Origin of the sequence: Variovorax fucosicus (assembly GCF_030316825.1) — a bacterium.
Taxonomy (GTDB): domain Bacteria; phylum Pseudomonadota; class Gammaproteobacteria; order Burkholderiales; family Burkholderiaceae_C; genus Variovorax; species Variovorax fucosicus.
The window spans coordinates 624,379-650,987 of record NZ_JASZYU010000001.1 but is presented as its reverse complement, the minus strand read 5'-3'; the positions used below and the strand labels follow the sequence as shown (position 1 = coordinate 650,987).

The 26,609-nt window shown below is 67.5% G+C and carries 27 protein-coding genes; 7 read left to right on the top strand and 20 right to left on the bottom strand.

Annotated elements, in window-relative coordinates; translation table 11 throughout:
- Positions 1-52 precede the first annotated feature (52 nt).
- Positions 53-217, top strand: coding sequence for a hypothetical protein (locus tag QTI05_RS03080; RefSeq protein WP_286622865.1), 165 nt, complete (start codon positions 53-55; stop codon positions 215-217).
- A gap of 118 nt (positions 218-335) precedes the next feature.
- On the opposite strand, the gene QTI05_RS03075 is transcribed toward QTI05_RS03080, so the two are convergent.
- The 6 genes from QTI05_RS03075 to QTI05_RS03050 form a co-directional block, all read right to left on the bottom strand.
- Positions 336-848 carry a hypothetical protein gene (locus QTI05_RS03075; protein WP_286622864.1) on the bottom strand — a complete coding sequence of 171 codons (513 nt, stop codon included), beginning with the start codon at positions 846-848 and terminating at the stop codon, positions 336-338.
- Positions 849-853: 5 nt separating this feature from the next.
- Complete coding sequence (locus tag QTI05_RS03070) at positions 854-1,675, bottom strand: alpha/beta fold hydrolase (RefSeq protein WP_286622863.1); 822 nt, start codon at positions 1,673-1,675, stop codon at positions 854-856.
- An 81-nt stretch (positions 1,676-1,756) separates the two neighbouring features.
- The gene (locus QTI05_RS03065; protein WP_286622862.1) at positions 1,757-2,587 is read right to left on the bottom strand and encodes an urease accessory protein UreD; all 831 of its coding nucleotides are present in this window, start codon (positions 2,585-2,587) and stop codon (positions 1,757-1,759) included.
- 32 nt (positions 2,588-2,619) lie between these two features.
- Complete coding sequence (locus QTI05_RS03060) at positions 2,620-3,141, bottom strand: nucleoside deaminase (RefSeq protein WP_286622861.1); 522 nt, start codon at positions 3,139-3,141, stop codon at positions 2,620-2,622.
- Positions 3,138-4,169, bottom strand: coding sequence for an ABC transporter substrate-binding protein (locus QTI05_RS03055; protein ID WP_286542083.1), 1,032 nt, complete (start codon positions 4,167-4,169; stop codon positions 3,138-3,140). Before QTI05_RS03055 ends, QTI05_RS03060 begins: the two co-directional genes overlap by 4 nt.
- A 163-nt stretch (positions 4,170-4,332) precedes the next feature.
- Positions 4,333-4,815, bottom strand: a complete 483-nt coding sequence (locus tag QTI05_RS03050; protein ID WP_286622860.1) for a C40 family peptidase — start codon at positions 4,813-4,815, stop codon at positions 4,333-4,335.
- Between the two features lie 189 nt (positions 4,816-5,004).
- Between QTI05_RS03050 and QTI05_RS03045 the strand changes: the two genes are divergently transcribed.
- A complete protein-coding gene (locus QTI05_RS03045; RefSeq protein WP_286622859.1) occupies positions 5,005-6,081 on the top strand; it encodes an aromatic ring-hydroxylating dioxygenase subunit alpha in 1,077 nt (358 codons plus the stop codon).
- A gap of 105 nt (positions 6,082-6,186) precedes the next feature.
- The gene (locus tag QTI05_RS03040) at positions 6,187-6,408 is read left to right on the top strand and encodes a hypothetical protein (RefSeq protein ID WP_286542086.1); all 222 of its coding nucleotides are present in this window, start codon (positions 6,187-6,189) and stop codon (positions 6,406-6,408) included.
- A 22-nt stretch (positions 6,409-6,430) separates the two neighbouring features.
- On the opposite strand, the gene QTI05_RS03035 is transcribed toward QTI05_RS03040, so the two are convergent.
- From QTI05_RS03035 to bglX, 5 genes are all read right to left on the bottom strand, one after another.
- Complete coding sequence (locus QTI05_RS03035) at positions 6,431-6,847, bottom strand: GFA family protein (protein WP_286622858.1); 417 nt, start codon at positions 6,845-6,847, stop codon at positions 6,431-6,433.
- On the bottom strand, positions 6,844-7,326 hold the full coding sequence (locus QTI05_RS03030; RefSeq protein ID WP_286542088.1) for an SRPBCC family protein: 483 nt from the start codon (positions 7,324-7,326) through the stop codon (positions 6,844-6,846). Before QTI05_RS03030 ends, QTI05_RS03035 begins: the two co-directional genes overlap by 4 nt.
- 2 nt (positions 7,327-7,328) lie before the next feature.
- Positions 7,329-7,643, bottom strand: a complete 315-nt coding sequence (locus tag QTI05_RS03025) for an ArsR/SmtB family transcription factor (protein ID WP_286542089.1) — start codon at positions 7,641-7,643, stop codon at positions 7,329-7,331.
- 100 nt (positions 7,644-7,743) lie between these two features.
- Entirely contained in the window at positions 7,744-8,379 is a 636-nt protein-coding gene (locus QTI05_RS03020; RefSeq protein WP_286542090.1) for a DNA-3-methyladenine glycosylase I, read from the bottom strand.
- Positions 8,380-8,381: 2 nt separating this feature from the next.
- Complete coding sequence (gene bglX, locus QTI05_RS03015; protein WP_286542091.1) at positions 8,382-10,676, bottom strand: beta-glucosidase BglX; 2,295 nt, start codon at positions 10,674-10,676, stop codon at positions 8,382-8,384.
- Between the two features lie 173 nt (positions 10,677-10,849).
- On the opposite strand from bglX, the gene QTI05_RS03010 reads away from it, so the two are divergent.
- The gene (locus tag QTI05_RS03010; RefSeq protein ID WP_444812858.1) at positions 10,850-12,457 is read left to right on the top strand and encodes a glucan biosynthesis protein G; all 1,608 of its coding nucleotides are present in this window, start codon (positions 10,850-10,852) and stop codon (positions 12,455-12,457) included.
- Between the two features lie 13 nt (positions 12,458-12,470).
- Here QTI05_RS03010 and QTI05_RS03005 read toward each other — a convergent pair whose 3' ends face one another.
- Complete coding sequence (locus QTI05_RS03005) at positions 12,471-12,938, bottom strand: Lrp/AsnC ligand binding domain-containing protein (RefSeq protein ID WP_286622857.1); 468 nt, start codon at positions 12,936-12,938, stop codon at positions 12,471-12,473.
- Positions 12,939-13,067: 129 nt separating this feature from the next.
- Here QTI05_RS03005 and QTI05_RS03000 point away from each other — a divergent pair, with 129 nt between their 5' ends.
- The gene (locus tag QTI05_RS03000) at positions 13,068-14,366 is read left to right on the top strand and encodes a D-amino acid dehydrogenase (RefSeq protein WP_286622856.1); all 1,299 of its coding nucleotides are present in this window, start codon (positions 13,068-13,070) and stop codon (positions 14,364-14,366) included.
- A gap of 27 nt (positions 14,367-14,393) precedes the next feature.
- Here the strand turns inward: QTI05_RS03000 and QTI05_RS02995 are convergent, their stop codons facing one another.
- From QTI05_RS02995 to QTI05_RS02960, 8 genes are all read right to left on the bottom strand, one after another.
- Entirely contained in the window at positions 14,394-15,872 is a 1,479-nt protein-coding gene (locus tag QTI05_RS02995; RefSeq protein WP_286622855.1) for an NAD-dependent succinate-semialdehyde dehydrogenase, read from the bottom strand.
- A gap of 8 nt (positions 15,873-15,880) precedes the next feature.
- On the bottom strand, positions 15,881-16,969 hold the full coding sequence (locus QTI05_RS02990) for a tartrate dehydrogenase (protein WP_286542095.1): 1,089 nt from the start codon (positions 16,967-16,969) through the stop codon (positions 15,881-15,883).
- Complete coding sequence (locus tag QTI05_RS02985; RefSeq protein ID WP_286542096.1) at positions 16,966-18,627, bottom strand: ABC transporter ATP-binding protein; 1,662 nt, start codon at positions 18,625-18,627, stop codon at positions 16,966-16,968. Before QTI05_RS02985 ends, QTI05_RS02990 begins: the two co-directional genes overlap by 4 nt.
- Positions 18,627-19,532 (bottom strand): ABC transporter permease, encoded by a 906-nt coding sequence (locus QTI05_RS02980; protein WP_286542097.1) that lies wholly within the window; start codon positions 19,530-19,532, stop codon positions 18,627-18,629. The genes QTI05_RS02985 and QTI05_RS02980 overlap by 1 nt, the downstream gene beginning before the upstream one ends.
- A 10-nt stretch (positions 19,533-19,542) precedes the next feature.
- Entirely contained in the window at positions 19,543-20,499 is a 957-nt protein-coding gene (locus tag QTI05_RS02975) for an ABC transporter permease (RefSeq protein WP_286622854.1), read from the bottom strand.
- Positions 20,500-20,539: 40 nt separating this feature from the next.
- A complete protein-coding gene (locus QTI05_RS02970; RefSeq protein ID WP_286622853.1) occupies positions 20,540-22,165 on the bottom strand; it encodes an ABC transporter substrate-binding protein in 1,626 nt (541 codons plus the stop codon).
- Between the two features lie 71 nt (positions 22,166-22,236).
- Positions 22,237-23,529 (bottom strand): NAD(P)/FAD-dependent oxidoreductase, encoded by a 1,293-nt coding sequence (locus tag QTI05_RS02965; RefSeq protein ID WP_286622852.1) that lies wholly within the window; start codon positions 23,527-23,529, stop codon positions 22,237-22,239.
- 31 nt (positions 23,530-23,560) lie between these two features.
- The gene (locus tag QTI05_RS02960; protein WP_286542101.1) at positions 23,561-24,226 is read right to left on the bottom strand and encodes a haloacid dehalogenase type II; all 666 of its coding nucleotides are present in this window, start codon (positions 24,224-24,226) and stop codon (positions 23,561-23,563) included.
- A 535-nt stretch (positions 24,227-24,761) separates the two neighbouring features.
- Between QTI05_RS02960 and QTI05_RS02955 the strand changes: the two genes are divergently transcribed.
- Entirely contained in the window at positions 24,762-25,640 is an 879-nt protein-coding gene (locus QTI05_RS02955; protein WP_286622851.1) for a GNAT family N-acetyltransferase, read from the top strand.
- A gap of 9 nt (positions 25,641-25,649) precedes the next feature.
- Positions 25,650-26,582 carry a 2-hydroxyacid dehydrogenase gene (locus QTI05_RS02950; protein WP_286622850.1) on the top strand — a complete coding sequence of 311 codons (933 nt, stop codon included), beginning with the start codon at positions 25,650-25,652 and terminating at the stop codon, positions 26,580-26,582.
- The last annotated feature ends 27 nt before the right edge of the window (positions 26,583-26,609 follow it).

Here is a 26,609-nt window from a genome sequence, read left to right as displayed (position 1 = left end):
GCGGAGCGCGGCGCGGCCGGGTTCAGGCTGGAGCCTCGATCAAGGAGCATCGATGAACACCCAAAGCAAGCCCAAGCCGTCGCCGGACGACGAACCCGAAATCACGCAGGAAGAATCCATTCCCTCCGATGGCAAGGACGAGGTCGGCGAGAAGATGATGGAAGACCTGGGGCGGGAGCGCAGCCGCCAGGGCAAGGCCATCCCGTCGGAGGACTGACATGGCCACCCAACCCGGCCCGCCACCCGAACCCGCCGAATCGCAGAGTCCGCCGCTGAGCCCGCCACCGGAGCCGCCGCCCGAGCCGATGCCGGAGCAACTGCCGGTGAGCTGAGCTTCAGGCGGCGGTGCCGCGAACCGATGCGCCCGCGCCACCGGCGCGCAGCCGTCGCACCTGCAGCGCTGCGCCCATCAGGAACACGACGAAGAGCACGCCGACGACCTTCTGCAGCGCGGGATCCTCGGGGCTCGCGAACACCGGCGCACCCGCCGGCAGGCGCGTGAAGGTTTCGGTCACGCCCGGAATCATGTGGAAGAAGAAGGTCAGCGAGTAGCTCACGGTCTCAACATACTTCGAGGCGCGGCCCAGCAGCGCGGTGCGGCCAGCGACGGCCGCCAGTGCCAGCACGGCAAGCGTCACGATGCCCAGCACGTGCGGCTTGCCGAAGCCGCCATGCTGGAAGATGCCGAAGCCGGTGAGGCAGGTCAGCACCGTCGCCCAGATGTAGACCTTGCCGAGCGTCTGGCCCGGCGGGATTTCCTTGAAGCGAATGAACGCGATGAGACCGGCGGCCACCGCGACCAGGCTGATGGCGGTGTGGATGGCGCCGAGGGTGGTGAGGCCGAACATGGCGGTCACTTCCTGATGAACGCCAGCAGGTCGGCGTTGATGATGTCGGGGTGCGTCGCGCACATGCCGTGCGGCAGGCCGGGGTACACCTTGAGTTCGGCGCCCTTGACCAGCTTGGCCGACAGCAGGCCCGACGCGCCGATCGGCACGATCTGGTCGTCGTCACCGTGCATCACGAAAGTTGGCACGTCGATCTTCTTCAGGTCTTCGGTGAAGTCGGTTTCGGAGAACGCCTTCACGCAGTCGTAGTGCGCCTTGATGCCGCCCATCATTCCCTGCAGCCACCAGTGCTGCCGGATACCCTCGGAGATCTTCGCGCCGGGCCGGTTGTAGCCGTAGAAGGGGAGCGTGATGTCGCGGTAGAACTCGGCACGATTGCCGGCCACGCCGGCGCGGATGCCGTCGAACACGTCGATCGGCAGGCCGCCCGGATTGCCGGCGGTCTTCAGCATGATGGGCGGCACCGCGCCGATCAGCACCGCCTTGGCCACGCGCTGGCTGCCGTGCCGGCCCAGGTAGCGCGTGACCTCGCCGCCGCCGGTGGAGTGGCCGACGTGCACCGCGTCCTTGAGATCCAGCGCGGCCGTGAGCGCGGCGAGGTCGTCGGCATAGGTGTCCATCTCGTTGCCCGTCCACGTCTGGGTCGAGCGCCCGTGGCCGCGGCGGTCGTGCGCGATGACGCGAAAGCCCTGGGCGAGGAAGAAAAGCATCTGGTTGTCCCAGTCGTCGGCCGTGAGCGGCCAGCCGTGGGAGAAGACGATGGGCTGGCCGGTGCCCCAGTCCTTGTAGTAAATCTCGGTGCCGTCGGCGGTGGTGATGCTGGGCATGCGGATGCACTCCTCGTCAGTGGTTGGCCCCGCAGCTTGGCACAAGCGTGCGATCCGCGCCTCCCATATTTCTTGCGGTAACTACATCGCCCAGATGCGTGGCGTGGACGCCGGCAACTGCCACATTTCGGTGCGCCAGGCCTGCCAGACGCGGCGCAGCAAATGCATCGCGGGCTCCACCACCGGCGCCAGCACGCGCAGCACGATGATCCCGGCGTGCGGGCTGGTGGCACCGGCGCTTTCCGTCAGCGCGCTCGCGTCGATCAGCGTGCGCGCGACGTCGAGCAGCGCATCGCGTCGCGCCTTGGCGAGTGGCGTGCCCGCCACGAAGAACAGCGACGCCATGCAGCGGTGGCCCGCAAGCCCGATCGGGCTTGCCAGCAGCCGGTGGTCGCTCGCGTCGATGCGGCCGCGCTCCAGCCAGACGCCCGGCACCTCGATGTGCTGCAGCAGCGTGCCGCGGTCGAACGGCAGCTTGGCGCCCGGCAGTCCCAGGGCCGTGACGTCCCAGCCGATCAGCTCGGCGCCCGGCGCGGCCTCGATGCGCAAGCGGTTCTCGGCGCGGCAGCCGCTGTAGCAAATGGCCTCGAGCGGCAACCATTCGAGCCGCGCCCCGGCGTCGAGCCGGATGCGGGTCTGCTGCAACGCGAGTTCGCCGTCGGAGCGGTAGAAGCGCGTGGCGCCCGGCGTCGTGATCAGGCCGTGGCTGCCGGGTGCGCCCGTGACGTCGATCTCCAGCGTGTCGCCGCCGACCAGTCCGCCCGGCGGATGCACCAGCACGTTGTGGCAGACCGCGTTGCCCTCGGGGTAGAGGCTTTGCAGGATGCGCAGCGGCCCGTCATGGCGAAAGCGTGCGACGCTGCGGCTGGATTCGTGCTGGTAGTCGAGTTGGAGACGGGCGTGCCAAGGCATCCGTGGAGTCTAGCGGCCGGCCTGCTGCGGCCTCAGGCTTTCCAGGCGCCCACGTGCGCCGCGCTGGCCTCGTCGATCAAGGCTGGCCCGATGCATTCGATGTCGTGTGGAGAGGCGCGGAACACATCGCGGCACGACAGTTCGGCGTCGCGCTGATCCTGCCGCTCGCCGCGGAACACGCGCAGCCGCTCGGCATCGATGCCGAACACCACGCGGCGGATGTTCGACCAGAAGATCGCGCCGGCGCACATCACGCAGGGCTCGCCCGATGCGTAGATCGTGGCGCCGGCCAGCTCCTCGCGCGAGAGGCCCTTGCCGGCCAGCGCGCGCACTGCGTTGGTTTCGGCATGGGCGGTGCAGTCGCCGGTTTCGGCGGTGCTGTTGTAGGCCTCGCAGATGATCTCGTTGGCGGCCGAGACGATCACGGCGCCGAACGGGCGATTGCCGCGGCGTGCGGCCGCGTGCGACCAGCCGATGGCCTTGCGCAGGTAGCGGCCGTCGCGTTCGTCGAGTGCGGTTTCTTCGGGGAGGGCGGTGGTGTTCCGTGGATTCATGCCTTGATGATCATGCGTTCGCTGCGCGGCGGCAGCATCGAGGTGTTGAAGATGGCGTCGGCCGAGGGCTTGACCTTGAGCCCGAACACGTCGACCACCTCGTCGACCTGCTGTTCGAGCGTGAGCTTGCGGATGTCGCCCAGCCCATGGGCGCGCGTGTCGGCCGCGCCGACGTACTGGGCCGTGACGCTCCAGCGATCCAGCTCGATCTTCTCGTCGAGGATCGGCTCGCGCTGGCGCATGGCCGCGATCGACGGCCCGGGGTTGGCAAAGGTCTCGACGATCGCGCGATTGGTGGCGCGCAGGAAGGCTGCCACGGCCTTCGGGTTCTGCGCGATCAGGTTGCTGCTGGCGAGGATCGCGTTGCCGTAGAGGTTGACGCCCGCATCGGCGTACTTGAGCAACGACAGATCGTCGATCTTCATGCGTGCGAACAGCGAGATGGCCGAATCGTGGAAGTAGGTGGCGGCATCGACGTCGCCGCGCACCATGACGTTGTCGCGCGCGCTGAAGTCCGTGGTCTGCCAGGTGAAGGCGTCGGCCTTCATACCTTGCTTGCGCGCCACCATGGGCCAGGCGCGGCGCGTCGACTCCACTGCGGCGGCCGCGACCTTCTTGCCCTGCAGGCTCCTGAAGTCCCCGGTCACGCCGCGATCCTTGCGACCGATGATCACGAAGGGCGCGCGGTTGTAGTACTGGTACACCGCCTGCACCACCGGCGTGCCTGGGTTCTGTGCGTTGAATTCCACCAGCGAGCTGATGTCGCCCAGGCCCAACTGGTAGACGCCGCTGGCGATGCGTGTGATGGAGGCGACGGAGCCGGCGCCGGTGTCGATCGTGACGTCGAGTCCCTCGTCCTTGTAGTAGCCCTTGCTGTGGGCCAGGAAGAACGGCGCGGTCTGGCCGTTGATGCGGAAGTCGAGCGTGAACTTCAGCGGCACGAGCTTGCCGCTCTGGGCGAACACGGAGGGGGCAGCGGCAACGGCGGCAGCGCTGCTGGCGACAACAAGAAAGGAACGGCGTTGCATGGGAGGCACCTTGGAAATCTCAGGTCTTGAATCCCCTCGGGCACGGAGCAGAAAGAGGGGCGCTTCAAGAGCAATTTCCGGGCGGCGCACATCGATGGTGCGTGCGCTGCTGAACGCTTCTACTCTTGCCGACCGTGATGCACGAGGCATGCCAGCGCCGGCTTCAGGGCCGGCGAACCGAGACGGTCTGGCGCGACCAGTAGACGCCGGCCAGGCGATCCAGCCGCACCTCGCCGCCGGTGGAGGGTGCATGGACGAAGCGCCCGTCGCCCACGTAGATGCCGGCGTGCGTGGGCCGGCCACTGCCGAAGAGCACGAGATCGCCGGTGCGCAGCTCCCCCATGCCGACCGGCTGGCCGAAGCCGTCCAGCTCGGCCACGGTGCGCGGCGGGGCCACCCCGGCGCGGCTGCGATAGACATAGCCGATCAGCCCGCTGCAGTCGAAGCCGCTGTCAGGCGTGTTGCCACCGTAGCGGTAGGGTGTGCCGACCAGGCCGAGGGCGTGAATCGCGATATCGCCCGCCTGTTCGGGCGACAGCGTCGGATAGGACACGGACGACGGCGCCCGACCCGGGCCGCGGGGTGCCGTGCAGGCGGTGGCAAGCAGGCAGGCGGCGGCCAGTGCCAGTGCATGGGCCAGGCGCATGCGGCGGCTGCGGAGTGGAGCATCGAGCGCTATCATTTTCATAGCTTACAACGAACTTCGGCGCGGATTGCGCCACAATCGGGCGCGCAATTTGCATGGCATGTTGCGCAGAGTAGAAGCGTTCAGCCCTCGCGGTCGGAAATTGCTCTTTGAAGTTCGTACCCCACACGCGCCCAAAGGAGTTCCCGCATGCTCGTCACCCGACAACCCGTCTTTCGCAAATTCTGGCACGCCGTCATGCCGCTCACCGCGTTGGCAAACGGCCCGAAGCCGTTCCGGCTGCTCGGCGAAGACATCGTCCTGTTCCTCGATGCCGACGGCCAACCCGCCGCCTTGCGCGACCGCTGCTGCCATCGCACCGCGAAGCTCTCCAAGGGCTGGTGCCTCGACAGCGAAGGCAAGGTCTGCGGGCAGGGCGTCATCCAGTGCGGCTACCACGGCTGGACGTACGACCGCAGCGGCCAGGTGGTCCGCATCCCGCAATACGAGGCCGACCGCAAGATCCCGCCCGACTACAAGACCACGGCCTACCACTGCACCGCGCGCTACGGTTATGCGTGGGTGGCGCTGGAAGACCCGGTTGCCGATATTCCGGCGGTGCCCGAGTTCGACGCCCCCGGCTGGCGCACCATCCACCAGTTCTACGAGGAGTGGCAGACCAGTCCGATGCGCGCGCTCGAGAACTCGTTCGACAACTCGCACTTCAGCTTCGTGCACCGCGCGACCTTCGGCGTGGCCGCGAGCCCGAAGCCGAGCAAGTACAACCTGGTCGAAAACGAATCGGGCTTTTATGCCGAGACCGTGATCGAAGCGGTCAACCCCGTCAAATTCCACGCCATCAGCGGCGTGGCAGACCCGATCACCACGCGCCACATGCGCAACGCCTACTTCCTGCCGTTCTCGCGCCGGCTCGACATCGAGTACCCGAGCGGCATTCGCCACATCATCATCAACTGCTTCACGCCGATCGACGACACGCGCATGCAGCTGTGCCAATGGCTGTTCCGCAACGACACCGAAGAACAATGTGCAGCGCAGATGCTGATCGACTTCGACGAAGAGATCACGCGCGAGGACAAGGACATCCTCGAATCGACCGATCCCGATGCATTGGTCGACACGCGCCGCCGTGGCGTCGAATACTCGATGGAGTCCGACAAGCCCGGCATGCTGATCCGCAAGCACCTGATGCAGTTGCTGGCGAAGCATGGCGAGGCCGAGGTCTACCGTGGCATGCCGGTGATTCCGCTGGCGCGGGCAGCCTAGCAACTAATTCACGACTCGGGGCAGCGATTGGTGTCGGGCCCATTCAATCGACAAAGTGGGCACCAGTTCACAGGTCGCTCCGGCATGCGGCACCAGAATGGGCGCATGACCGAACCAGCAGAACTGTCCGACCGCGAATTGGTGAGGCGTGCCCAGCAATGGCGCAGGCACTCCCTGTACGGCACGCGCGACGCCAGCGACCACGCGCGAGAGCACGAGGCCGAGATGCGGCGCCGTTTCGGCGGCGGCACCACGCTGGCCGCGCCGTTGGTGACGCTTCAAGTGCCGCTGGCACGGCGCCCGCGCCCCTGGTGGCGCGTCTGGTAGCCGACAGGATTCGCGCCAGGCACTAGCCGGACGGCATCCGCTCGAATGCGTGCAACGAAGGATCGATGGCGTCCCACGCCAGCCCGCGGACGCTGTAGGTGAGAACCTGCGGCACGAAGCGGGTCGGGTCGTCCAGGCTGCCCGCAGGGACCGCGATCAGCTCCGGCATCGCGGCAAAGCGCAGGTAGACCGGCGTTCCGCAGACCGGGCAGAAGGCGTGGACCTTCACGTTGCCGCTGTCGCCCGCGACCTGCCAGTGCGTCGCCTCGCCGGTGATCGTCATCTCGGCGCGCGCGGGAAAGGTCAGCCAGGAGCCGTGCCCGGTGCCGCTGCGCCGCTGGCAATCGCGGCACTGGCAGTGATTCTGGAATACGGGCGCGTGCTCGGTTGCGTAGCGGATCGCGCCGCACGCGCATCCGCCGGTGTAGGGCTGGGTCATGAATGGCTCCCGCTCGACGCCGCCTTCGGCTTGGCGAAGACGTCGATGCCGTGCCCCGTTTCCAGCAGCGACTTCAGGCTGGAAAGAACGATCGGCCAGCCCTGCTGGATGCCCTTGGCCATGCCGCTGCCGGCCTCGAGCTCGTCGTGGGTGACGGTCAGCCGCACCATCTCGTCGTACGCCTCGACGTCGAAGCTCACGCGGCTGTAGCTGGCCGGATCGGCGGCCTGCGAGGGGCTCGCCCACGTGATGACCAGGCGCGTTGGCGGCACGGCCTCGACCACCTTGCCAACCACATTGACCGTGCGCTGCTCGTTGGCGCGCACATGCTCCCAGGTCGATCCGGGCTTCCAGTCGGAGACGTTCTCATGGCCCCAGTAGCGCCGCGCGATCTCCGGTTTCGTGATGGCCTCGAACACCTTTTCCGGCGTCGAGCGGATGTAGGTCACATAGACGAAGCTCGTCTTCTCTTTGCTCATGGTCAATCTCCTTCGAGTTCCTTCTTCAGGTCGTGCAGCAGGCCGAGCCGCTGGCGTTCGAACTTCCGCACCCACCGCTCATAAACCTCGTGCAGCGGCACCGGGTTGATGAAATGCAGCTTCTCCCGGCCGCGCCAGACCGTGCTCACCAGATTGGCCGCCTCGAGGATCCCGATGTGCTGCGTGGCCGATTGCCGCGCCATGTCCAGGTGCTCGCAGAGCTCGCCCAGCGTCTGCCCGTTCCGCTCGTACAGCACGTCGAGCAGCTTTCTGCGTGTCGGGTCGCCCAGCGCCTTGAAAACCTTGTCAGCGTCCATCTGTTGTGTTTGTGCGTGAGGGAATGATATGCAGGTAAATGCCTGCATGTCAAGCGGCGCATCGGCCTATCCGGCCCATGTACCGCGCGATGAAAGGGCCCTAGCGCGGCACGACCAGTGCTGCGCGCGCCGCCAGCGCCGGCCCGCGCGCATGACAACCCTCGAGGTGATCGTTGACCAGGCCCATCGCCTGCATGAACGCATACATCGTGGTCGGCCCCACGAATCCCCAGCCACGCTTCTTCAGATCCTTTGACAGCGCCACCGACTCCGGCGAACTGGTCATGGCCTTGAGCTGCGGCAGGGTCAGGTGCTTGGGGCGCGAGGCTGGGTCGGGCTCGAAGCGCCAGGCATAGGCGGCCAATGAGCCGTGCGCCTCGCGCAGTTCAAGCACGCGCCGCGCGTTGTTGAGCGCCGATTCGATCTTGCCGCGATGCCGCACGATGCCGGCGTCGGCCAGCAGGCGCGCCACATCGGCCTCACCGAAGCCGGCCATCTTCTCTGCATCGAACTGTGCAAAGGCGTTGCGGAATGCCTCGCGCTTGTTGAGGATGGTGAGCCAGCTCAGTCCGGCCTGGAAGCCCTCGAGGCACAACTTCTCGAACAGGCGCCGGTCGTCCGTCACCGGAAAGCCCCATTCATGGTCGTGGTAGTGCTGGTAGGCCGGCGTGGCGGCGCACCAGCTGCAGCGCGGGCGGCCGTCGCCGCCCTCGAACAGTCCGGCCGGGAGTGCCATGGCTACTGCAGCTCGAAGCTCTTTTGCTTCACCTTCTCGGAGTCCAGCCCGATCTGCACTTCGAACTGGCCGGCCTCGGCCACATGGCGCAGCTGGGCGTTGAAGAACTTCAGCTTCTCTTCGTCGATGGTGAAGCGCACGACCTTTTCCTCGCCGGCCTTGAGCATCACCTTGTGGAAGTCCTTGAGCTCCTTGACCGGGCGCACCACCGATGCAGCGACGTCGCGGATGTAGAGCTGCACCACGGTCTCGCCGGCGCGTGCGCCCGTGTTGCGCACGGTCACGCTGGCGTCGAGCTTGCCGTTGCGTGGCAGCGTCGCGCTCGACAGCGTCACGTCGGACAGGCTGAAGTCGGTGTAGCTCAGGCCATAGCCGAAGGGGTAGAGCGCCCCATTGGGCTCCTCGAAATACTGCGAGGTGTAGTTGCCCGGCTTGCCCGGCGTGAAGGGGCGGCCGAGCCTGGCGTGGTTGTAATACGTCGGGATCTGCCCGACCGAGCGCGGGAAGCTGATGGGCAGCTTGCCCGACGGGTTGTAGTCGCCGAACAGCACGTCGGCGATCGCGTTGCCGCCTTCGACGCCGGTGTACCAGGTTTCGAGGATCGCGTCGGCTTCCTTCTGCTCGCGCTGCAGCGCGAGCGGTCGGCCGTTCATCAGCACCAGCACCAGCGGCTTGCCGGTGGCCTTGAGCGCCGTGATCAGTGCGCGCTGGCTGGCTGGCAGGTCGAGGCTGGTGCGGCTAGACGACTCGTGCGACATGCCGCGCGTCTCGCCCACCGCGGCCACCACCACATCGGCCCGGCGCGCCGCCTTGACGGCCTCCGCGATCATCACGGATGGCTTGCGCTTGTCCTGCGTGACCTCCGGCGTGTCCCAGTTCAGGAAGTTGAGGTACTTGACGATCTCTTCGTCGCCCGTGACATTGGCGCCGCGTGCATAGAGCAGGCGTCCCTGTTTGCCCACGACCGCGTTCAGCCCGGCGCGCAACGTGACCTGTGCCTTCGAATCACCGGCGGCCGACCAGCTGCCCAGCATGTCGATCGGTGCGTCGGCCAGCGGCCCTACCAGCGCGACGGTGGCGGACTTGGATATCGGCAGTGTGTTCTTGCGGTTCTCCAGCAGCACCATCGACTTGCGCGCCACGTCGCGCGCGGCAGGGCGGCTCAGGCGGCTGTCGGCCTTGAGGTCGGGCGGATCGTCCGCGGCCACGCCGATGCGCACATAGGGGTTCTGGAACAGCCCCATGTCGTACTTGGCGCCGAGCACTTCGCGCACCGCATTGTCGATTTCCTTTTCGCTGACCTCGCCCGACTTCACCAGGCCCGGCAGTTCCTTCTGGTAGACCGAATCGGCCATGCTCATATCGATGCCGGTCTTGATGGCGAGCTTGGCCGCCTCGCGCTCGTCCTTCGCCACGCCATGGCGGATCAGCTCGACGATGGCGCCGTGGTCGCTGACCGTCACGCCCTTGAAGCCCCAGTCCTTGCGAAGCAAGTCCTGCATCAGCCAGGTGTTGGAGGTGGCCGGCACGCCGTTGATCGAGTTCAGCGCGACCATCACGCCGCCTGCGCCCGCGTCGATGGCTGCGCGGTAGGGCGGCAGGTAGTCCTGGTACATGCGCATCGGGCTCATGTCGACCGTGTTGTAGTCGCGCCCGCCCTCGACGGCGCCATACAGCGCGAAGTGCTTCACGGCGGCCATGATGTTGTTGGGCCCGATCGGCAGGCTGCCCTGGAAGCCCTTGACGGCCGCCCGGGCGATCTCCGACACAAGGTACGGGTCTTCGCCGAAACCCTCGGAGGTGCGGCCCCAGCGCGGGTCGCGCGAGATGTCGACCATCGGTGCGAAGGTCATGTCGGCCCCATCGGCGCTCGTCTCCTTGGCCGCCGTGCGCGCCATCGTCGTCACGGTTTCCATGTCCCAGCTCGATGCCAGCCCGAGGCCGATCGGGAAGGTGGTGCGATGGCCATGGATCACGTCGAACGCGAAGAACATCGGGATCTTCATGCGGCTGCGCTTGGTCGCGGCGTCCTGCAGCTGGCGGTTGTGCGGCCGGTTCACCGAATTGAAGGTGCCGCCCACGCGCCCGGCCGCGATTTCATCGGCCAGTTGCGCAATCGGCATCTCCGGCCCGATGCTGATCAGCCGCAGCTGTCCGATCTTCTCTTCGAGCGTCATGCGCGAGATCAGGTCGGAGATGAAGGCCGGCTTGTCGCTCAGCGGCGGAGGGGTGGTTTGGGCCGCCGCGGGCTGGCAAACCAGCGCGGCGACCAGACCCAGCAGGTACAGTGATTTCATTCGATGATTGGTTCAGGCCTCGCGAGTGTCCGACGGTCTTTCGCGGCGCAAGGAGGCTGATGGTGTCGCAGAAAGGCGCAGTCTACTGTCAGCCATCGCCGCGCTCTGCTGCCATGGTCCCCGAATCGCGCTCCGGGTTGATACATTGGGGTTTGTTCTATAGGAGAAGTTTCGTGGTTCCTACTGCCGCCCAGCGCGTCGCGCGCGCCGGATTGCTCCCTGCATTCCGGTGCCTCGCGGCCGCCTCCCTGCTGCTGTGTGCCGCTCAGGCCCAGGCGTTCTCGCTCGACGATGTGGTGGGCCGCGCCAGGGTGCTGATGTCCGCCCCTTATGCGGCGCCGGTCAGCAATCTGCCTCCCGTGTTCAGCCAGATGCAGTTTGCCGACTACCAGAAGATCCAGCCGCTGGCGCAGCGTTTCGAGTGGCGCGACCAGCCCACGCCCTTCAAGCTGAATTTCTACCATCAGGGCATGCAGTTCAATGCGCCGGTGGCGATCCACGAGATCGTCGACGGCAATGTGCGCGAGATCGGCTACGACCCGCAGCGCTTCGATTTCGGCAACCTCGCGTTCGACAAGAACCAGACCAGCAAGCTCGGCTATGCGGGCTTTCGCGTGCTCTACCCGATCAACCGCGAGGGCAAGGAAGACGAGATCATGAGCTTCCTCGGCGCCAGCTATTTCAGGGTGATCGGCAAGGGCCAGACCTATGGCCTCTCGGGCCGCGGCCTGGCGATCGACACGGCACTGCCGAGCGTCGACAAGAGCCAGCCCACCGCAGAGGAGTTTCCGAACTTCCGCGAGTTCTGGATCCAGCGGCCGTCGGCGCCGGACCAGCAACTGGTGATCTATGCGCTGATGGATTCCCCCCGCGTCACCGGCGCCTACCAGTTCACCCTGCGCCCCGGCGCCGATGCAGTGCTTGACGTCAAGGCGCGGCTCTTCATGCGCGGCACGGTGAGCACGCTGGGCGTGGCCCCGTTGACCAGCATGTTCCTGTTCGGCCCCAACCAGCAGTCCGACAAGCGCAACTACCGGCCGGCCATCCACGACTCGAACGGCCTGGCCATCCATACCGGTGCGGGTGAGCGGCTGTGGCGCCCGCTCAACGATCCGCGCAATCTCACGGTGAGCAGCTTCATGGTGGACAACCCCAAGGGCTTCGGCCTGCTGCAGCGCGGCCGCGAGTTCTCGCGCTTCGAGGACATCAAGGACCGCTACGACCTGCGCCCCAGTGCCTGGATCGAACCGCAGGGCGACTGGGGCCGCGGCAAGGTTCAGCTGGTCGAGATTCCGACCGCGGACGAGACCAACGACAACATCGTGGCGTTCTGGACGCCCGAGGTGCAGCCGCAGGCCGGCGAAGCGCTGCAGTACGACTACCGCATGCACTGGACGATGGACGAGCCCGCGCTGATGGACAAGAACCTGGCCTGGGTGCGGCAGACCTTTCACACCACCGGCGAGCTGTTGCAGTCCAACCTGATCCGCCAGCCCGACGGCACCACCGCGTTCCACATCGACTTCGAAGGCCCGGTGCTGGCGGGCCTGCCGCCCGACGCGGTGGTGAACGCGCAGGTCAGCGTCAATGCCAACGCCGATCTGGTCAGCAGCGCGGTCGAGCGCAACCCGGCCATCAACGGGTGGCGCGTCACGCTGCGGATGCGGGTGAAAGACCCAGCCCAGGCGGTCGAGCTTCGCGCTGCGCTGGCGAGCGGCAACAAGACGCTGAGCGAAACCTGGAGCTACCAGTTGCCGCCGGGCGGGAGCGCGGCGCAGTGAGCGGTGCGTCGATTCACCGGTCGATTCGCAGCGCCAGGGTTTCCTTCACTTCCTCCATCACGACATAGCTGTGCGACTCGGCTGCCACGGGCAGCTTCTTGAGGATGTCGCCGAGCAACCGGCGGTACTCGCTCATGCCGCCGAGCCGCGCCTTGACGAGGTAGTCGAAGCTGCCGGAAACAAGATGGCATTCCTGCACGTCCGGCACGTGCAGCAGTTCCTTCTTCACCTTGTCGAAGACGTCGCCCGACTTCGAGGCGAGCTTGATCTCGACGAACACCAGCAGCGTCTTGCCCAGCGCCTCGGGTGACAGCCGGGCGTAGTAGCCGGAGATCACGCCGTCGCGCTCCATCCGCTTCACCCGCTCGGTGCAGGGTGAGGTCGACAGCCCGATCTCGTCGGCCAGATCGGTCATGGTGATGCGTCCCTGGCGCTGCAGGATGTCGAGGATCTTGCGGTCGGTACGGTCTAGCTCTGCCATGTCACTTTCTCCGATGCGGATGCACCAAAAAGACAAGAAAAATCACTGGGAATCACCAAAAGTTCAGGTGAATATGCTGGATAGTCGGTAATAGAGTTGACCAAATCTACTCTATCTGACGGCTGACCAATGAAAGTCATGGTTCTGGGCGGCGGTGTCATCGGCACCAGCACGGCGTACTACCTCGCGCGTTCGGGCGCCGAGGTCACGTTGTTCGATCGGCGCGAGGGCCTGGCCCTCGAAACCAGCTTCGCGAACGCCGGGCAGGTGTCGCCCGGCTACTCCACGCCGTGGGCCGCGCCGGGCATTCCGCTCAAGGCGTTGAAGTGGATGTTCCAGAAGCACGCGCCGCTGGCCATCCGGCTCGACGGCAGCCTGTTCCAGTTGCGGTGGATGTCGCAGATGCTGCGCAACTGCTCGCCGGAGCGCTACGCGATCAACAAGGAACGCATGATGCGCGTGGCCGAGTACAGCCGCGCATGCCTGCAGCAGTTGCGCGTCGACACCGGCATCCAGTACGAGCAGCGCACCGGCGGCACCCTGCAGCTGTTCCGCACGCAGGCCCAGCTCGACGCGGTGCAGCGCGACATTGCCGTGCTGGAGGAATGCAATGTGCCCTACCAACTGCTCACGCGCGACCAGCTCGCACAGGTCGAGCCCGGCCTGGCGCAGGCGCGCGATCGCCTGGCCGGCGGCCTGCGTCTGCCGAACGACGAGACCGGCGACTGCCATCGCTTCACCAACGCGCTGGCCGATGTCGCGCGCGGCCTCGGCGTGAACTTTGAGCTGGACCGGCCGGTCGACGGCCTGGTCATGGAAGGCGGCCGCATCGCAGGCGTGCGCGCGGGTGGCCAAGTGCTGAAGGCGGATCGCTATGTGCTCGCCTTCGGCAGCTACTCGCGCCAGGCGCTGGAGCCGCTCGGCATCGACCTGCCGGTGTACCCGGTCAAGGGCTATTCGCTGACCGTGCCGCTGGTCGATCCGGCGCTCGCGCCGCAGTCCACGGTGCTCGACGAGACCTACAAGATCGCCGTCACGCGCTTCGACGACCGCATCCGCGTCGGCGGCATGGCCGAGCTCGGCGGCTACGACCTGCGGCTCGATCCGCGCCGCCGCGCCACGCTGGAGCTGGTCGCGAACGACCTGTTCCCGGGGGGCGACGTGTCGCGTGCCACCTTCTGGACGGGCCTGCGCCCGATGACGCCGGACAGCACGCCGATCGTCGGCGCCACCCGATATCCCAACCTGTTCCTCAACACCGGCCACGGCACGCTCGGCTGGACCATGGCCTGCGGCTCCGGCAAGCTGATCGCGGACATGGTGACAGGGCAGCGCCCGGACATCAGCACCGAAGGCCTGGCGATCGACCGCTATGCGCGCGGGGCGGCGCGCGGCCTGCGGGCGTCTCCCGAGGCCGCACCGGCCTGAGCGCGCAAGCCGCGCGCTCCTTTTCTTCTACAGCTGGCCCTGGCAAACGTATTTGATGTGCATGTAGTCTTCGAGGCCGTGCACTGAGCCCTCGCGTCCGTAGCCGGATTCCTTCACGCCGCCGAAGGGCGCGGCCTCGGCCGCCAGTGCGCCTTCGTTGATGCCGACGAGGCCGGATTCCAGCGCATCCGCCACGCGCGCGATGCGGCGCACGTCGGTCGAATAGAAGTAGGCGGCCAGGCCGAAGGGCGTGTCGTTGGCGGCGGCGACCACCTCGGCCTCGGTCTCGAAGCGGGTGACCGGCACCACCGGCCCGAAGGTTTCCTCGCAGCTGCACTCCATGGTCGCGTCGGCATTTGCCAGCACGGTGGGCGCGTAGTAGTTCGGGCCGTCGCAGCGCGCCGAGCGCAGCCGCTCGCCGCCAACGACCACGCGCGCGCCGCGAGCGACGGCGTCGCGCACATGGCGATCGATCTTGTCGACCGCGCGGGCGTTGATCATCGGTCCGATCTGCGAATCGGCCTCGGTCGCCGGCCCGACCTGGAGTGCGCCGACCCGTGCGCCGAGCTTTTCGACGAACGCATCGTGCACGCCGGCCTGCACGAAGACGCGGTTCGGGCACACGCAGGTCTGGCCACCGTTGCGGAACTTGGCAACCATCAGCCCTTCGACCGCGGCATCGACATCGGCATCGTCGAACACGATGAAGGGCGCATTGCCGCCGAGTTCGAGCGACAGTTTCTTGAGAGTGTCGGCCGAGCGCCGCGCCAGATGCTTGCCCACGGGCGTGGAGCCCGTGAACGTGATCTTGCGCACGCGCGCATCGTCGAGCCATGCGTCCACCACGCCGGGCGTGCGCTCGCGCGATGCGGTCACGATGTTCAACACGCCGGCCGGCACGCCCGCCTGCTGCGCCAGCTTGACGAGCGCGAGCGAGGTCAGCGGGGTGTCTTCGGCTGGCTTGCACACCACGGTACAGCCTGCTGCCAGTGCCGGCGCGATCTTGCGCGCGATCATGGCCGCCGGAAAATTCCACGGCGTGATCGCTGCCACCACGCCGACCGGCTCCTTCAAGGCCATCATGCGCCGGCCCGTCACCGGCGCGGGGATCACCTCGCCGTTCGCGCGCGTGGCCTCTTCGGCAAACCATTCGACATAGCTGGCGGCATACAGCACCTCGCCCTTGCCTTCGGCCAGCGGCTTGCCCTGCTCGCGCGAGATCAGGTGGCCCAGGTCGTCCTGGTGGGCGACCATCAGGTCGTTCCAGCGCTTGAGGATCTGCGCGCGTTGCTTGGCCGGCACGGCGCGCCAGGCCGGGAAGGCGGCATGCGCCGCATCCACCGCGGCGCGCGCATCGGCGGCCGTGCCGTCGGGCACGCTCGCAAAGACGGTGTCAGTGGCGGGATCGGTCACGTCGAGGCGGTGGCCATCGCTCGCCTCGCGCCATTCGGCGCCGATGAGGTGGGTGCCGGGCATCAAGTCCTGGCGGTCAAGGGTGAGAGTCATGGTCGTGGTTAGGAAGCGGAAATGCGCTGGGCAATGGCCATGCCCAGCTCTGTTGTCGAGGCCGTGCCGCCGAGGTCGCGCGTGAGCGGCCCTTCGCGCAGCACCGCCTCGATCGCGGCGACGATCGCATCGTGTGCGGCACGCCCGATGCCCTGGCCTTGCGTGAGGAAGTCCAGCATCAGCGCGCCCGACCAGATCATGGCGATCGGGTTGGCGATGTTCTGGCCGTAGATGTCGGGGGCCGATCCGTGGACCGGCTCGAACAGCGACGGGAACTTGCGATCAGGGTTGAGGTTGGCCGACGGCGCCAGGCCGATCGTGCCGGTGGTCGCGGGCCCGAGGTCGGAGAGGATGTCGCCGAACAGGTTGCTCGCCACCACCACGTCGAAGCGCGTGGGCTGCAGCACGAAGCGCGCCGACAGGATGTCGATGTGCTGCTTGTCGACCTTCACCTCGGGGTAGTCGCGGCCGATCGTGTCGGCGCGGCCGTCCCACCAGGGCATGCTGATCGCGATGCCGTTGCTCTTGGTGGCCACCGTCAGGTGCTTTTTCTTGCGCGCCTGGGCGAGCTCGTAGGCGTAGCGGAGTACCCGGTCGGTGCCGTGGCGCGAAAACACCGACTCCTGGATCACGATCTCGCGCTCGGTGCCTTCGTACATCACGCCGCCGAGCGAGGTGTATTCGCCCTCGGTGTTCTCGCGCACCACGAGGTAGTCGATGTCGCCGGGTTTGCGGCCGGCGAGCGGGCAGGGCACGCCCTCGAACAGGCGCACCGGGCGCAGGTTGATGTACTGGTCGAACTCGCGGCGGAACTTGAGCAGCGAGCCCCACAGCGACACATGGTCGGGCACCGTCGCGGGCCAGCCGACAGCGCCGAAGTAGAGCGCGTCGACGCCCTTGAGCTGTTCCTTCCAGTCGTCCGGCATCATCTGGCCGTGTTCGGCGTAGTAGTCGCAGCTGGCCCAGTCGATGGTGCGGCAGTCGAGCTCGAAGCCAAAGCGCTCGGCCGCAGCCATCACCACGCGCAGGCCCTCGGGCATCACTTCCTTGCCAATGCCGTCGCCGGCGATCAGTGCAATCCGGAATGTGGGGGTCATGTCAGTGCCTCTCGGGTTGATGGGGCGGCTGCTTTCGCCGATGTGGCCGCCACGCGGTCCATGTCGTCCAGCCAGCCGCGGCGCAGCTCGGGCACGGAGCGTGCGAGCAGCTCGTAGTAAGGATGGTGCGGCCCGCGCTCGTAGTCGGCCCGCGCCACTTGCGAGAGCTTGCGCCCGTGCTGCATCACCACGATTTCGTCGCACACCGAACGCACGGTGTGCAGGTCGTGGCTGATGAACAGGTAGGACACGCCGAGCTCGCGCCGCAGCTCGGCCATGAGGTCGAGCACCGCCGCGGCCACCACGGTGTCCAGCGCCGAGGTCACCTCGTCGCAGAGAATCAGGTCGGGCTCGGCCGCCAGCGCGCGCGCCAGGTTCACGCGCTGTTTCTGCCCGCCCGAGAGTCCGCCCGGCAGGCGGTCGGCCACCGAGTGCGGCAACTTCACCAGATCGAGCAGTTCATGGATGCGCCGCTTGAGCGGTTCGCCGCGCAAGCCCTTGTAGAACTGCAGCGGCCGCGCCAGGATGCGCCAGATGGTCTGCGATGGGTTCAACGCCGTGTCGGCCATCTGAAAGACGATCTGGATGCGGCGCAGCTCCTCGGGGCTGCGCTGCTGCAGTGTGGGCTGGAGTGCGTGCCCGTCGAACATGACGCTGCCATGGCTGGGCTTGAGCAGGCCTGCGACGGCCCGTGCCAGCGTGGTCTTGCCGGAGCCCGACTCGCCGATCACGCCGATGGCCTGCCCGCGGTACAGCTTGAGGTTGATGTCCTCGAGGATCAGCTTGGCCGGTTGGCCTTTCGCGTCCACCGGGCCGTAGCCGCATGAAAGCTCGTTCACGTGGAGCAGCAACGCCGAATCGCCCGAGGTCTGGCCCGACGCGCGCACCGCGGGCCGCGCGGCCGCCAGCAGGCACTTCGTGTAGTCGTCGACCGGGGCCGAGAGAATCTGCTCGGTGGCGTTCAGCTCGCTCATCTTGCCGTTGCGCAGCACCAGGATGTGGTCGGCCATTTGCGCCACCACGGCCAGGTCGTGGCTCACGTACACGGCGGTGGCGCGGCGCTCGCGCACAACGCGGCGGAAGGCGCGCAGCACTTCGATCTGCGTGGTCACGTCGAGCGCGGTGGTCGGCTCGTCGAGGATCACCAGGTCGGGGTCGCCGATCAGTGCCATCGCCGCCATCAGCCGCTGCAGCTGGCCGCCGGAGACCTGGTGCGGATAGCGCGCGCCGATGTTGTCCGGATCGGGCAGCGCCAATTCGCGGAACAGCTGCACCGCCTTCGCCTCGGCCTCGGCCCGCTTGCACAGGCCATGGATGACCGTGGGCTCGACCACCTGGTCCATGATCGTGCGCGAGGGGTTGAAGGAGGCCGCCGCGCTCTGCGCAATGTAGGAGACCGTGCGGCCACGCAGCGAGCGCTGCCGCGCCGCATCGAGTGCCAGCACGTCGGTGTTGCCGATCTGCACCCGGCCGCCCGATATGCGGCAGCCGCTGCGTGCATAGCCCATCAGCGCCAGCGCGGTGGTGGTCTTGCCGGAACCCGATTCGCCGATCAGCGCCAGTACTTCGCCGGGCTGCACGGAGAAGCTCAGGTTGTCGACCAGCGTGCTCGCGCCGGCGCAGATGCTGAGGCCCTGGACAGTGAGTGGTGCGCCCATCAACGTACTCCTCGTTCGCGCGCGGCACGGCCGGGCAGGTTGTCGATAACGAGATTGACCGCGATGGTCAGGCTCGCGATGGCCAGCGCCGGCACGATCACCGAGGCGCCGCCCATGGCCAGCGCACCAATGTTTTCGCGCACCAGCGAGCCCCAGTCGGCCGCCGGCGGCTGGATGCCCAGGCCCAGGAAGCTCAGGCTTGCCAGCAGCAGCACGACGTAGACGAAGCGCAACCCCAGGTCGGCCAGCATCGGGCCCAGGATGTTGGGCAGGATCTCGCGCAGCATGATGTAGAGCGTGCCTTCGCCGCGCGTGCGCGCCACGGTCACGTAGTCGAGTGCGTTGATGTTGACGGCCAGCGAGCGCGCCATGCGGTAGGCGCCCGGCACGTAGATGATGCCCGCCGTGACCACCAGCATCGGCACCGAGGAGCCGAAGCCCGCCACCATGATGAGCGCGAACATCTTGCTCGGGATCGCGGTCAGCGTGTCGAGGCCGCGGCTGAGCACCGCGTCGATCCAGCGGCCGCTGGCAGCGGCCAGCAGCGCCAGCGTGATGCCGGTTCCGCTGGCCAGCAGCGTGGCGAACAGCGCGACGCCGATGGTGTAGCGCGCCCCCTCGATGATGAGCGCCAGCATGTCGCGCCCGAGGTAGTCGGTGCCCAGCCAGTGCTTCGCGCTGATCGGCTCGAAGACGTTCGAGGTACCCGTGGCCGCCGTGCCGTGCGACAGCAGCCAGGGCCCGAGCAGCGCCGCGAGCAGCCAGAACAGCAGCACTGCGAGGCCGAGCAGGCCGGAGACGCCGAAGCCCCCGAGCCACGACCGCGCGCCGCCGCGGCGTTCCTGCGGCACTGGCGCCAGGGAAGCCGCGGCGCTCCCGGCCGTTGAAGATGTGGACGTGTCCATGAAGCTTCCTTCAGCGGTGCCGCAGCCGCGGGTTGGCGAGGATGCCGAAGATGTCGGCGGTCGTCACCAGGATCAGGTAGGCGCAGCAGAAGATCATGGCGCAGGTCTGCACCAGTGGCATGTCGCGCTGCGACACGCCGTCGACCATCAGCTTGGCGATGCCCGGGTAGTTGAAGATGGTCTCGACGATGATCACGCCGCCGAGCAGGTACGACAGGCTGAGCGCCACCGCATTGGCGATCGGCCCCACCGCGTTGGGCAGCGCGTGCGCCAGCACCATGCGCATCGGCGAGGCGCCCTTGAGCCGCACCATCTCGATGTAGGGCGCCTCCAGCTGGTCGATCACCGCGGCGCGCGTCATGCGCATCATCTGCGCGACGATCACGCAGCACAGCACCAGCACCGGCATCGCGAAGGCGCGCAGCAGCTGGCCCAGCGACTCGATGTCGTTGACGAAGGAGAGCGCAGGCAGCCAGCGCAGCTGTACCGCGAACACCAGCACCGCCAGCGTCGCGACCAGGAACTCCGGCACCGACACCACGCCCACCGCCGTCGTCGAGGCGGCGCGGTCGAACCACGAGCCGCGCCACACCGCCGAAGCGATACCGAGCGCCAGCGCGATCGGCACCGAGAAGAGGGCCGTGACGGCGGCCAGCAGCAGCGAATTGGGCAGGCGGCTGGCGACCAGTTCGGCCACCGGCATCTGCGTGGTCGCGGAGCGGCCGAGGTCGCCCTTCACCATGCCGAGCAGCCACTTCGCGTAGCGCTCGGGCGCCGGCACGTCCAGCCCCATCTGCGCGCGTAGCGCGGCCACGGCCTCGGGCGTGGCGTCCTGGCCGAGCTGTTCCTGCGCGGCATCGCCGGGCAGCACCGCGGTGATCGAGAACACGATCACCGACACCGCCAGCAGCGACAGCAGCGCCAGCGCGATGCGCTGGACGAGAAGCTTGATGATCAGTTGATTCATGTCAGCGACCCCACGAAGTGAGCAAGCCTGGGGGGAGAGCTCACGCCTCCAGCCATACGTTCTCGGCGAAGTTGTAGCCCATCAGGCCGCCCAGCGGGATGGGCGACAGGCCCTTGAGCTTGGAGGTGTGGCCGTCGATGCTCGCGAGGAACAGCGGGATGCCGATGCCGGCTTCCTGGTGGATCATGGTCTGCATGTCGGCGTACATCTGCTTGCGCTTGGCCAGGTCGGTCTCGGCGCGCGAAGCCAGCAGCAGCTGGTCGAACTTGTCGCTCTTCCAGCGCGACTCGTTCCACGCCGCACCCGACTGGAAGAACTGCGTCAGCAGCACGTCGGCGCTCGGGCGCGGATTGACGTTGCCGAAGCCCACATGGCTGTTGAGCCAGTGGTTCGACCAGTAGCCGTCGGCCGGCATGCGCTTGATGTCGATCTCCAGACCTGCGCGCTGCGCCGTCTGCTGCAGCAGCAGCGCCATCTCCACCGAGTAGAGGGCTGCGGGTGATGCCACCATCGGCACCTTGCCCGTGATGCCGGACTTCTGCAGGTGGAACTTCGCCTTGTCGAGGTCGAACGGGCGCTGCGGCAGGTCCTTGAAGTAGAAGCGGTTGGTCGGGTCGATCGGCTGGTCGTTGGCGACCACGGCGTAGTCGAGCGCGATGGTCTTCTTCATCTGCTCGCGGTCGAACAGGTGCTTCATGCCGAGCACGAAGTCCGGGTTGGCGCCGGGGCCCACGTCCTTGCGCATCACGAGGTCGGAGTACTGGCCGGACTGGGTGACGAAGATGCCGAAGCCGGGGGTTCCCTTCACGCGCTCCACCGAACGCGGGTTGACCGAGCCCACCAGGTCCATGCCGCCCGAGAGCAGGGCGTTGACACGCGCGCTCTCGTCACCGATGCCGACGAACTCGATCTCGTCGAGGTAAGGCTTGCCGGGCTTCCAGTAGGCGTCGTTGCGCACCATCAGCGAGCGCACGCCGGGCTTGAATTCCTTGAGCTTGTAGGGCCCGGTGCCGATGCCGGCGTTGAAGTCGGTGGTGCCGTCCTTGACGATCTGGAAGTGGAAGGTGCCAAGGATCACCGGCAGGTCGGCGTTCGGCGCGCTGAGCACGAAGGTGACTTCGTTCGGGCCGGTGGCCTTGGCGCTTTCGATCTGGTCGGCCAGCACCTTGGCCTTGGAGGCCGCGGCCGGATCCTTGTGGCGCATCACCGAATACACCACGTCGGCCGGCGCGAGCGCCTTGCCGTCGTGGAAGGTCACGCCCTTGCGCAGCGTGAAGACCCAGGTCTTGGCATCCTTGGTGGTGAACGACTCGGCCAGCGCCGGCTGCGGCGTCAGGCTGCCGTCGAGCGATGTGAGGCCGTTGTAGATCATGTTGCAGCGCGAGTAGTCGGTCTGGTTCGACTGCTTGGCCGGATCGAGTGTGTCGGTCGCGGCGGCGGTCGCGCCGGCCACCCGGAGGCGCCCGCCCTTCCTGGGCGTCTGGGCATGCACGGACATGGCGGCTGTCGCCAGGCCGCCGGCCAGCGTGGCCTGCATGCCACCTGCCATCAGCATCGCGAGGATGTCGCGCCGCGTGGCGCCGCGCCGGAGCGACTCCATCATGCGGAGGCTCTCGTCGGGCCCGACGAGGGATTCGAAGCGTTTGGTGCCGTTGCTGTCGTTCATGGTGGGGTACTCCTGATGAAGCCTGTAGTTGAAGAACTCGGGGACAGAAAACAGGGTGATGCGGGTGGCGCTCAGGCCAGCCGATCCTTGAGCGTGTAGTAGAGGCCAACCGCCGGCAGGAACCAGGGCGGTCCGAAGTGCCCCGGGATGGCCGGCCACTTGCGGCCCTCCCAGGGGTTGGCGTTCGCATCGCCGGCCATCACGGCGGCCATGCGCTCGCCCATGTGCACCGACATCTGCGTGCCGTGGCCGCTGTAGCCCATCGCGTAGTAGAGGCCGTTGCGTTCGCCGGCGTGGGGCAGGCGATCCTGCGTCATGTCGACCAGGCCGCCCCAGCAGTAGTCGAGCCGCACCGGCCCGAGTTGCGGAAAGGTCTCGGCCAGCCCGGCCCGCAGGATCTCGCCGCTGGCCGCATCGGACTGGGGGCTGGAAATGGCGAAGCGGGCGCGCCCACCGAACACCAGCCGATGGTCGGTGGTGAGCCTGAAGTAGTGGTGGATGTTGGCCACCGTGGTGTAGGTACGCCGCGCCGACAGCAGCGCCTGCGCGCGGTCCGCGCCGAGCGGCTCGGTCACGACGATGAAACTGCCGATCGGCACGATGCGCCGGCGCAGCCAGCCGAAGCTGCCGTAGCCGCCATGACGCGTGGCACCTGTGGCCAGCAGAACCTGCTGCGCCTTGAGAGTGCCCTGGCTGGTGTGCAGCTTGTGGGCGTGGCCCGAGCCCAGGCGCTCGATGCGCTGCACGGTGGTGCCGGTACGAATCTGCGCGCCGCTGCGCTCGGCCGCGCCCGCCAGGCCCTGCGCGAAGCGGCCCATGTGCATCTGGCCGCTGCGCTTGTAGAGCAGCCCACCGTGAAAGCGCTCGCTCTGCACCTCGCCGTGCACGCGCGCCGCGTCGAGGATCTCGACGTCGGTGTCGACGCCATCGTCGATCAGCCGCTGCGCGCTGCGTTGCAGGGTTTCCAACTGCTGAGGGCGCGTCGCCAGCTTGAGCTTGCCGTGGCGCATGAAGTCGCAGTCGATGGCTTCCTCGCGCACCAGCCGTTCCACGGTGTCGACCGCGGCATCGTAGGCGTGGTACCAGGCCCGGGCGCGCGCCACGCCCACCTTGGCCGCGACCTCGGCGTAGTCGACCGCCAGGCCGTTGTTGACATGCCCTCCGTTGCGCCCCGACGCCTCGGCCGCGACGCGGCTGCCGGCTTCGAGCACCGCGACGCGCGCACCGCGCTTCGCGAACGCCAGTGCCGCCGAGAGCCCGGTGAAGCCGCCGCCGACGATCGCGACATCGACCTGCGCCGGCAGCTCGGCCGTCGCCGGCACGAAGGCTGGCGCCGAATCGGTCCAGTAGGAGTCGAGCTTCATGGCGTGGTGAGATTTGGCAAGTCGCGGGAGATCAGAGACCGACGACGCCCGGCAGGCCGCCGATGTCCTTGATCTCGGTGTAGCGGTAGCCCGGGTTGCCCGGACCATGGCCGCGGTTCACGAAGACCTTGTTGACGATGCCCATGTCGTCCGCCGACATCAGGTCGTAGCGCAGGCTGGAGGACACGTGCAGCACGTCCTCGGGGTTGCAGCCCAGCGAGTCGATCATGTATTCGAAAGCCTGCAGACGCGGCTTGTACGCCTGGGCCTGCTGGGCGGTGTAGACGCGATGGAAGGGCGCACCGAGCATGGCCACGTTCTTCTGGATCTGGTCGTCCGAGGCGTTCGACAGGATGACCAGCGGAATCTCCTTGGCGACCTTGGCGAGGCCCGCCGGCACGTCATCGTGCGGGTTCCAGGTGGGTACCGCGTCGTAGATCTTCTGCGCGTCCAGGTCGAAGTACTGGATCTTCCATTTCTTGCAGAGGCGCCGCACCGCGTTCTTCAGCACCACCTCGTAGGGCTGCCAGGCGCCGAGCACCTCGTCGAAGCGATAGGCGGTGAAGTCGGCATGGAACTCGGCCATGCGTTCAGCCGGAATGCGGTCGGCAAAAAGGTCAGCAGCCATCTCCTTCATGCGGAACCGGGTGAGGGTGCCGTAACAGTCGAAGGTCACATACTTCGGGCGAATGGTCATGGTCTCCAAGCCTCTTTCAAATCGGTTTCCGACCGGTGCGGGCCGCCGCCATATAGGGCATTTGCGACAAGTTCATTACGAAGTGATTGCAGCATGCGGTCGCACCGGCGTCGTGGGGAAATCGAGCTCCCGGCGCATCGAAGCTGCGGTTTCGGGGTGGTGTGGCGGCATGGCATGCGGTGTGCCTCCGTGCGTGCTTGCATGCACCTCAATGCATCGCGGCAAAGTCGACCTGCACGCTTTTGAAGCACAGGTTGGCCTCGACGGCCTGCCGGGATGTTGAGAGGGTCAAAGACTTGCATGAGATAGGGGGCGGTGAAGGGACGCCGGAGCGGCCGGCGCGTTGCGGTCGATGCTAGGCAGGTTGGTGCGGCATTTGTGTGCGTATGCGGGTGCTGCACGGCAGCGAATTGCAAAACCCCGGCGTGCGGCAGACGAAGCTTGCAAGTTGCGGCGAAGGGCGATTTCGGTCTGGTGCCGGGCTCCGATGTCGTCCAAGATGGGCCGCATTTCCGTTCGCTAGGAGAGCTTGCCGATGCCCGACCCAACCCAGGATGTCACCGTCGCCGACGGTGTGGTGCTGAGACCGATGACCGCCGCCGACCTGCCGCAGACGCATGCGCTGTCGGCCGAACTGCGCTGGCCGCATCGCCCGGCCGATTGGGAGCAGGCGTTCGCGCATGCCGAAGGCTTCGTCGCCGAGCGCGATGGCGAGATCGTCGCCACCGCCCAGCGCTGGCGCTGGGGCGAGCGCCACGCGACTATCGGCCTGGTGATCGTGACTCCGGCCTGCCAGGGCCGGCGCGTCGGGCACCGGTTGATGAGCGCGCTGCTCGAAGGCCTCGATGCGCACACCGTGCTGCTGCATGCCACCGCCGCCGGGCAGGGCCTCTATGAGCGGCTGGGCTTCGTGCGCACCGGTGAAGTGCGGCAGCACCAGGGCATTGCGCTGTCGGCGCCACTGGTCGAACTTCCGCCGGAATGGCGCTTGCGGCCGGCAGGCCTCAACGAGACCCCGGCGCTGTGCGCACTGGACGCGGCGGCGCGCGGCATGCCGCGCGACGCGCTGGTGGCCGACCTGCTGGCCAGCGCCGAGGCCTGTGTGGTGCTCGACCACGACAACGCAGCGCGGGGCTTCGCCATGCTGCGCCGCTTCGGGCGCGGGCATTTGATCGGCCCCGTGGTGGCGCCCGATGCCACGGGCGCCAAGGCGTTGATCGCGCATCTGGTCGGTTTGAGTTCGGGCAACTTCACGCGCATCGACATCGATTTCGCCAGCGGACTGGCTGAATGGCTCGAAGACGTCGGCCTGCGGCGCGTGGATGCGCCGACGACGATGGTGCGCGGCACCCCGCTCGCGGTGGCGCCGGACGGCCCCACCATGTTCGCGATCGTGACCCAGGCGATGGGATGACTTGAAACCATGCACACCACTTTTCTGTACAAATCCGATCCGGAGCGCGGCCGCCAGTGGGCTGAGGTGTTCCGGCGCCGCGAACCCGCGATCGACTTTCGCATCTGGCCCGATATCGGCGATCCGGCGCAGGTGCGCTTTCTGGCGGCCTGGGAGCCGCCGGCGGATCTGTCTGCCCGCTTTCCCCGACTCGAAGTGCTGTTCTCTTCCGGCGCGGGGGTCGACCAGTTCGACTTCGCCGCGCTGCCGCCGCAACTGCCGGTGGTGCGCATGGTCGAGCCCGGCATCGTCGGCGGCATGGTCGAGTACGTGACCCACGCGGTGCTCGGCCTGCACCGCGACATGCCGCGCTACCGCCGCCAGCAGGCCGAGGGCGTGTGGCAGCCGCTGCCGGTGCGGCCCGCGGGGCAACGGCGCGTTGGTGTGCTCGGCCTCGGGTCGCTCGGCCAGGCGGTGCTGGCGCAACTGGTCGGGCTGGGTTTCGACTGCGCGGGATGGAGCCGGTCGCGGCATGCCGTCGATGGCGTGAAGTGCCATGCCAGCGCGGATGAACTGCCCGGCTTTCTCGCGCGCACCGACATCCTGGTGTGCCTGTTGCCGTTGACCGATTCGACCCGTGCCTTTCTCGACGCGCGGCTGTTCTCGATGCTGCCCAAGGGCGCCGGGCTGGTGCAGGTCGGCCGCGGGCCGCAGCTGGTCGATGCCGACCTGTTGTCCGCGCTCGACAGCGGGCAGATCAGCGAGGCTGTGCTTGATGTGACCGACCCGGAGCCGCTGCCTGCGGCGCACGCGTTCTGGCGCCATCCGAACATCCAGCTCACACCGCATATCGCGAGCATGACGCAGCCGCTGAGCGCAGCCGAGGCGGTGCTCGACAACCTGCGCCGCTTCGAAGCCGGCGAGCCGATGGTCGGCCTGGTCGACCGCGGTCGGGGCTACTGAGCGCCAGCAGGATGTGCTGTGGCGGCG

Coding starts and splice junctions, on each gene's coding strand:
- QTI05_RS03060 (WP_286622861.1), bottom strand. CDS start 3,141: ATGAATCCACGGAACACCACCGCCCTCCCCGAAGAAACCGCACTCGAC.
- QTI05_RS03000 (WP_286622856.1), top strand. CDS start 13,068: ATGAAAGTCATGGTTCTGGGCGGCGGTGTCATCGGCACCAGCACGGCG.
- QTI05_RS02975 (WP_286622854.1), bottom strand. CDS start 20,499: ATGAATCAACTGATCATCAAGCTTCTCGTCCAGCGCATCGCGCTGGCG.
- QTI05_RS03025 (WP_286542089.1), bottom strand. CDS start 7,643: ATGGACGCTGACAAGGTTTTCAAGGCGCTGGGCGACCCGACACGCAGA.
- QTI05_RS03050 (WP_286622860.1), bottom strand. CDS start 4,815: ATGCGCCTGGCCCATGCACTGGCACTGGCCGCCGCCTGCCTGCTTGCC.
- QTI05_RS03020 (WP_286542090.1), bottom strand. CDS start 8,379: ATGGCACTCCCGGCCGGACTGTTCGAGGGCGGCGACGGCCGCCCGCGC.
- QTI05_RS02960 (WP_286542101.1), bottom strand. CDS start 24,226: ATGACCATTCGCCCGAAGTATGTGACCTTCGACTGTTACGGCACCCTC.
- QTI05_RS02955 (WP_286622851.1), top strand. CDS start 24,762: ATGCCCGACCCAACCCAGGATGTCACCGTCGCCGACGGTGTGGTGCTG.
- QTI05_RS03035 (WP_286622858.1), bottom strand. CDS start 6,847: ATGACCCAGCCCTACACCGGCGGATGCGCGTGCGGCGCGATCCGCTAC.
- QTI05_RS02980 (WP_286542097.1), bottom strand. CDS start 19,532: ATGGACACGTCCACATCTTCAACGGCCGGGAGCGCCGCGGCTTCCCTG.
- QTI05_RS03005 (WP_286622857.1), bottom strand. CDS start 12,938: ATGGCAGAGCTAGACCGTACCGACCGCAAGATCCTCGACATCCTGCAG.
- QTI05_RS03075 (WP_286622864.1), bottom strand. CDS start 848: ATGTTCGGCCTCACCACCCTCGGCGCCATCCACACCGCCATCAGCCTG.
- QTI05_RS03070 (WP_286622863.1), bottom strand. CDS start 1,675: ATGCCCAGCATCACCACCGCCGACGGCACCGAGATTTACTACAAGGAC.
- QTI05_RS03055 (WP_286542083.1), bottom strand. CDS start 4,169: ATGCAACGCCGTTCCTTTCTTGTTGTCGCCAGCAGCGCTGCCGCCGTT.
- QTI05_RS03080 (WP_286622865.1), top strand. CDS start 53: ATGAACACCCAAAGCAAGCCCAAGCCGTCGCCGGACGACGAACCCGAA.
- QTI05_RS02970 (WP_286622853.1), bottom strand. CDS start 22,165: ATGAACGACAGCAACGGCACCAAACGCTTCGAATCCCTCGTCGGGCCC.
- QTI05_RS02965 (WP_286622852.1), bottom strand. CDS start 23,529: ATGAAGCTCGACTCCTACTGGACCGATTCGGCGCCAGCCTTCGTGCCG.
- QTI05_RS02950 (WP_286622850.1), top strand. CDS start 25,650: ATGCACACCACTTTTCTGTACAAATCCGATCCGGAGCGCGGCCGCCAG.
- bglX (WP_286542091.1), bottom strand. CDS start 10,676: ATGAAATCACTGTACCTGCTGGGTCTGGTCGCCGCGCTGGTTTGCCAG.
- QTI05_RS02985 (WP_286542096.1), bottom strand. CDS start 18,627: ATGGGCGCACCACTCACTGTCCAGGGCCTCAGCATCTGCGCCGGCGCG.
- QTI05_RS03065 (WP_286622862.1), bottom strand. CDS start 2,587: ATGCCTTGGCACGCCCGTCTCCAACTCGACTACCAGCACGAATCCAGC.
- QTI05_RS03045 (WP_286622859.1), top strand. CDS start 5,005: ATGCTCGTCACCCGACAACCCGTCTTTCGCAAATTCTGGCACGCCGTC.
- QTI05_RS03040 (WP_286542086.1), top strand. CDS start 6,187: ATGACCGAACCAGCAGAACTGTCCGACCGCGAATTGGTGAGGCGTGCC.
- QTI05_RS02995 (WP_286622855.1), bottom strand. CDS start 15,872: ATGACTCTCACCCTTGACCGCCAGGACTTGATGCCCGGCACCCACCTC.
- QTI05_RS02990 (WP_286542095.1), bottom strand. CDS start 16,969: ATGACCCCCACATTCCGGATTGCACTGATCGCCGGCGACGGCATTGGC.
- QTI05_RS03030 (WP_286542088.1), bottom strand. CDS start 7,326: ATGAGCAAAGAGAAGACGAGCTTCGTCTATGTGACCTACATCCGCTCG.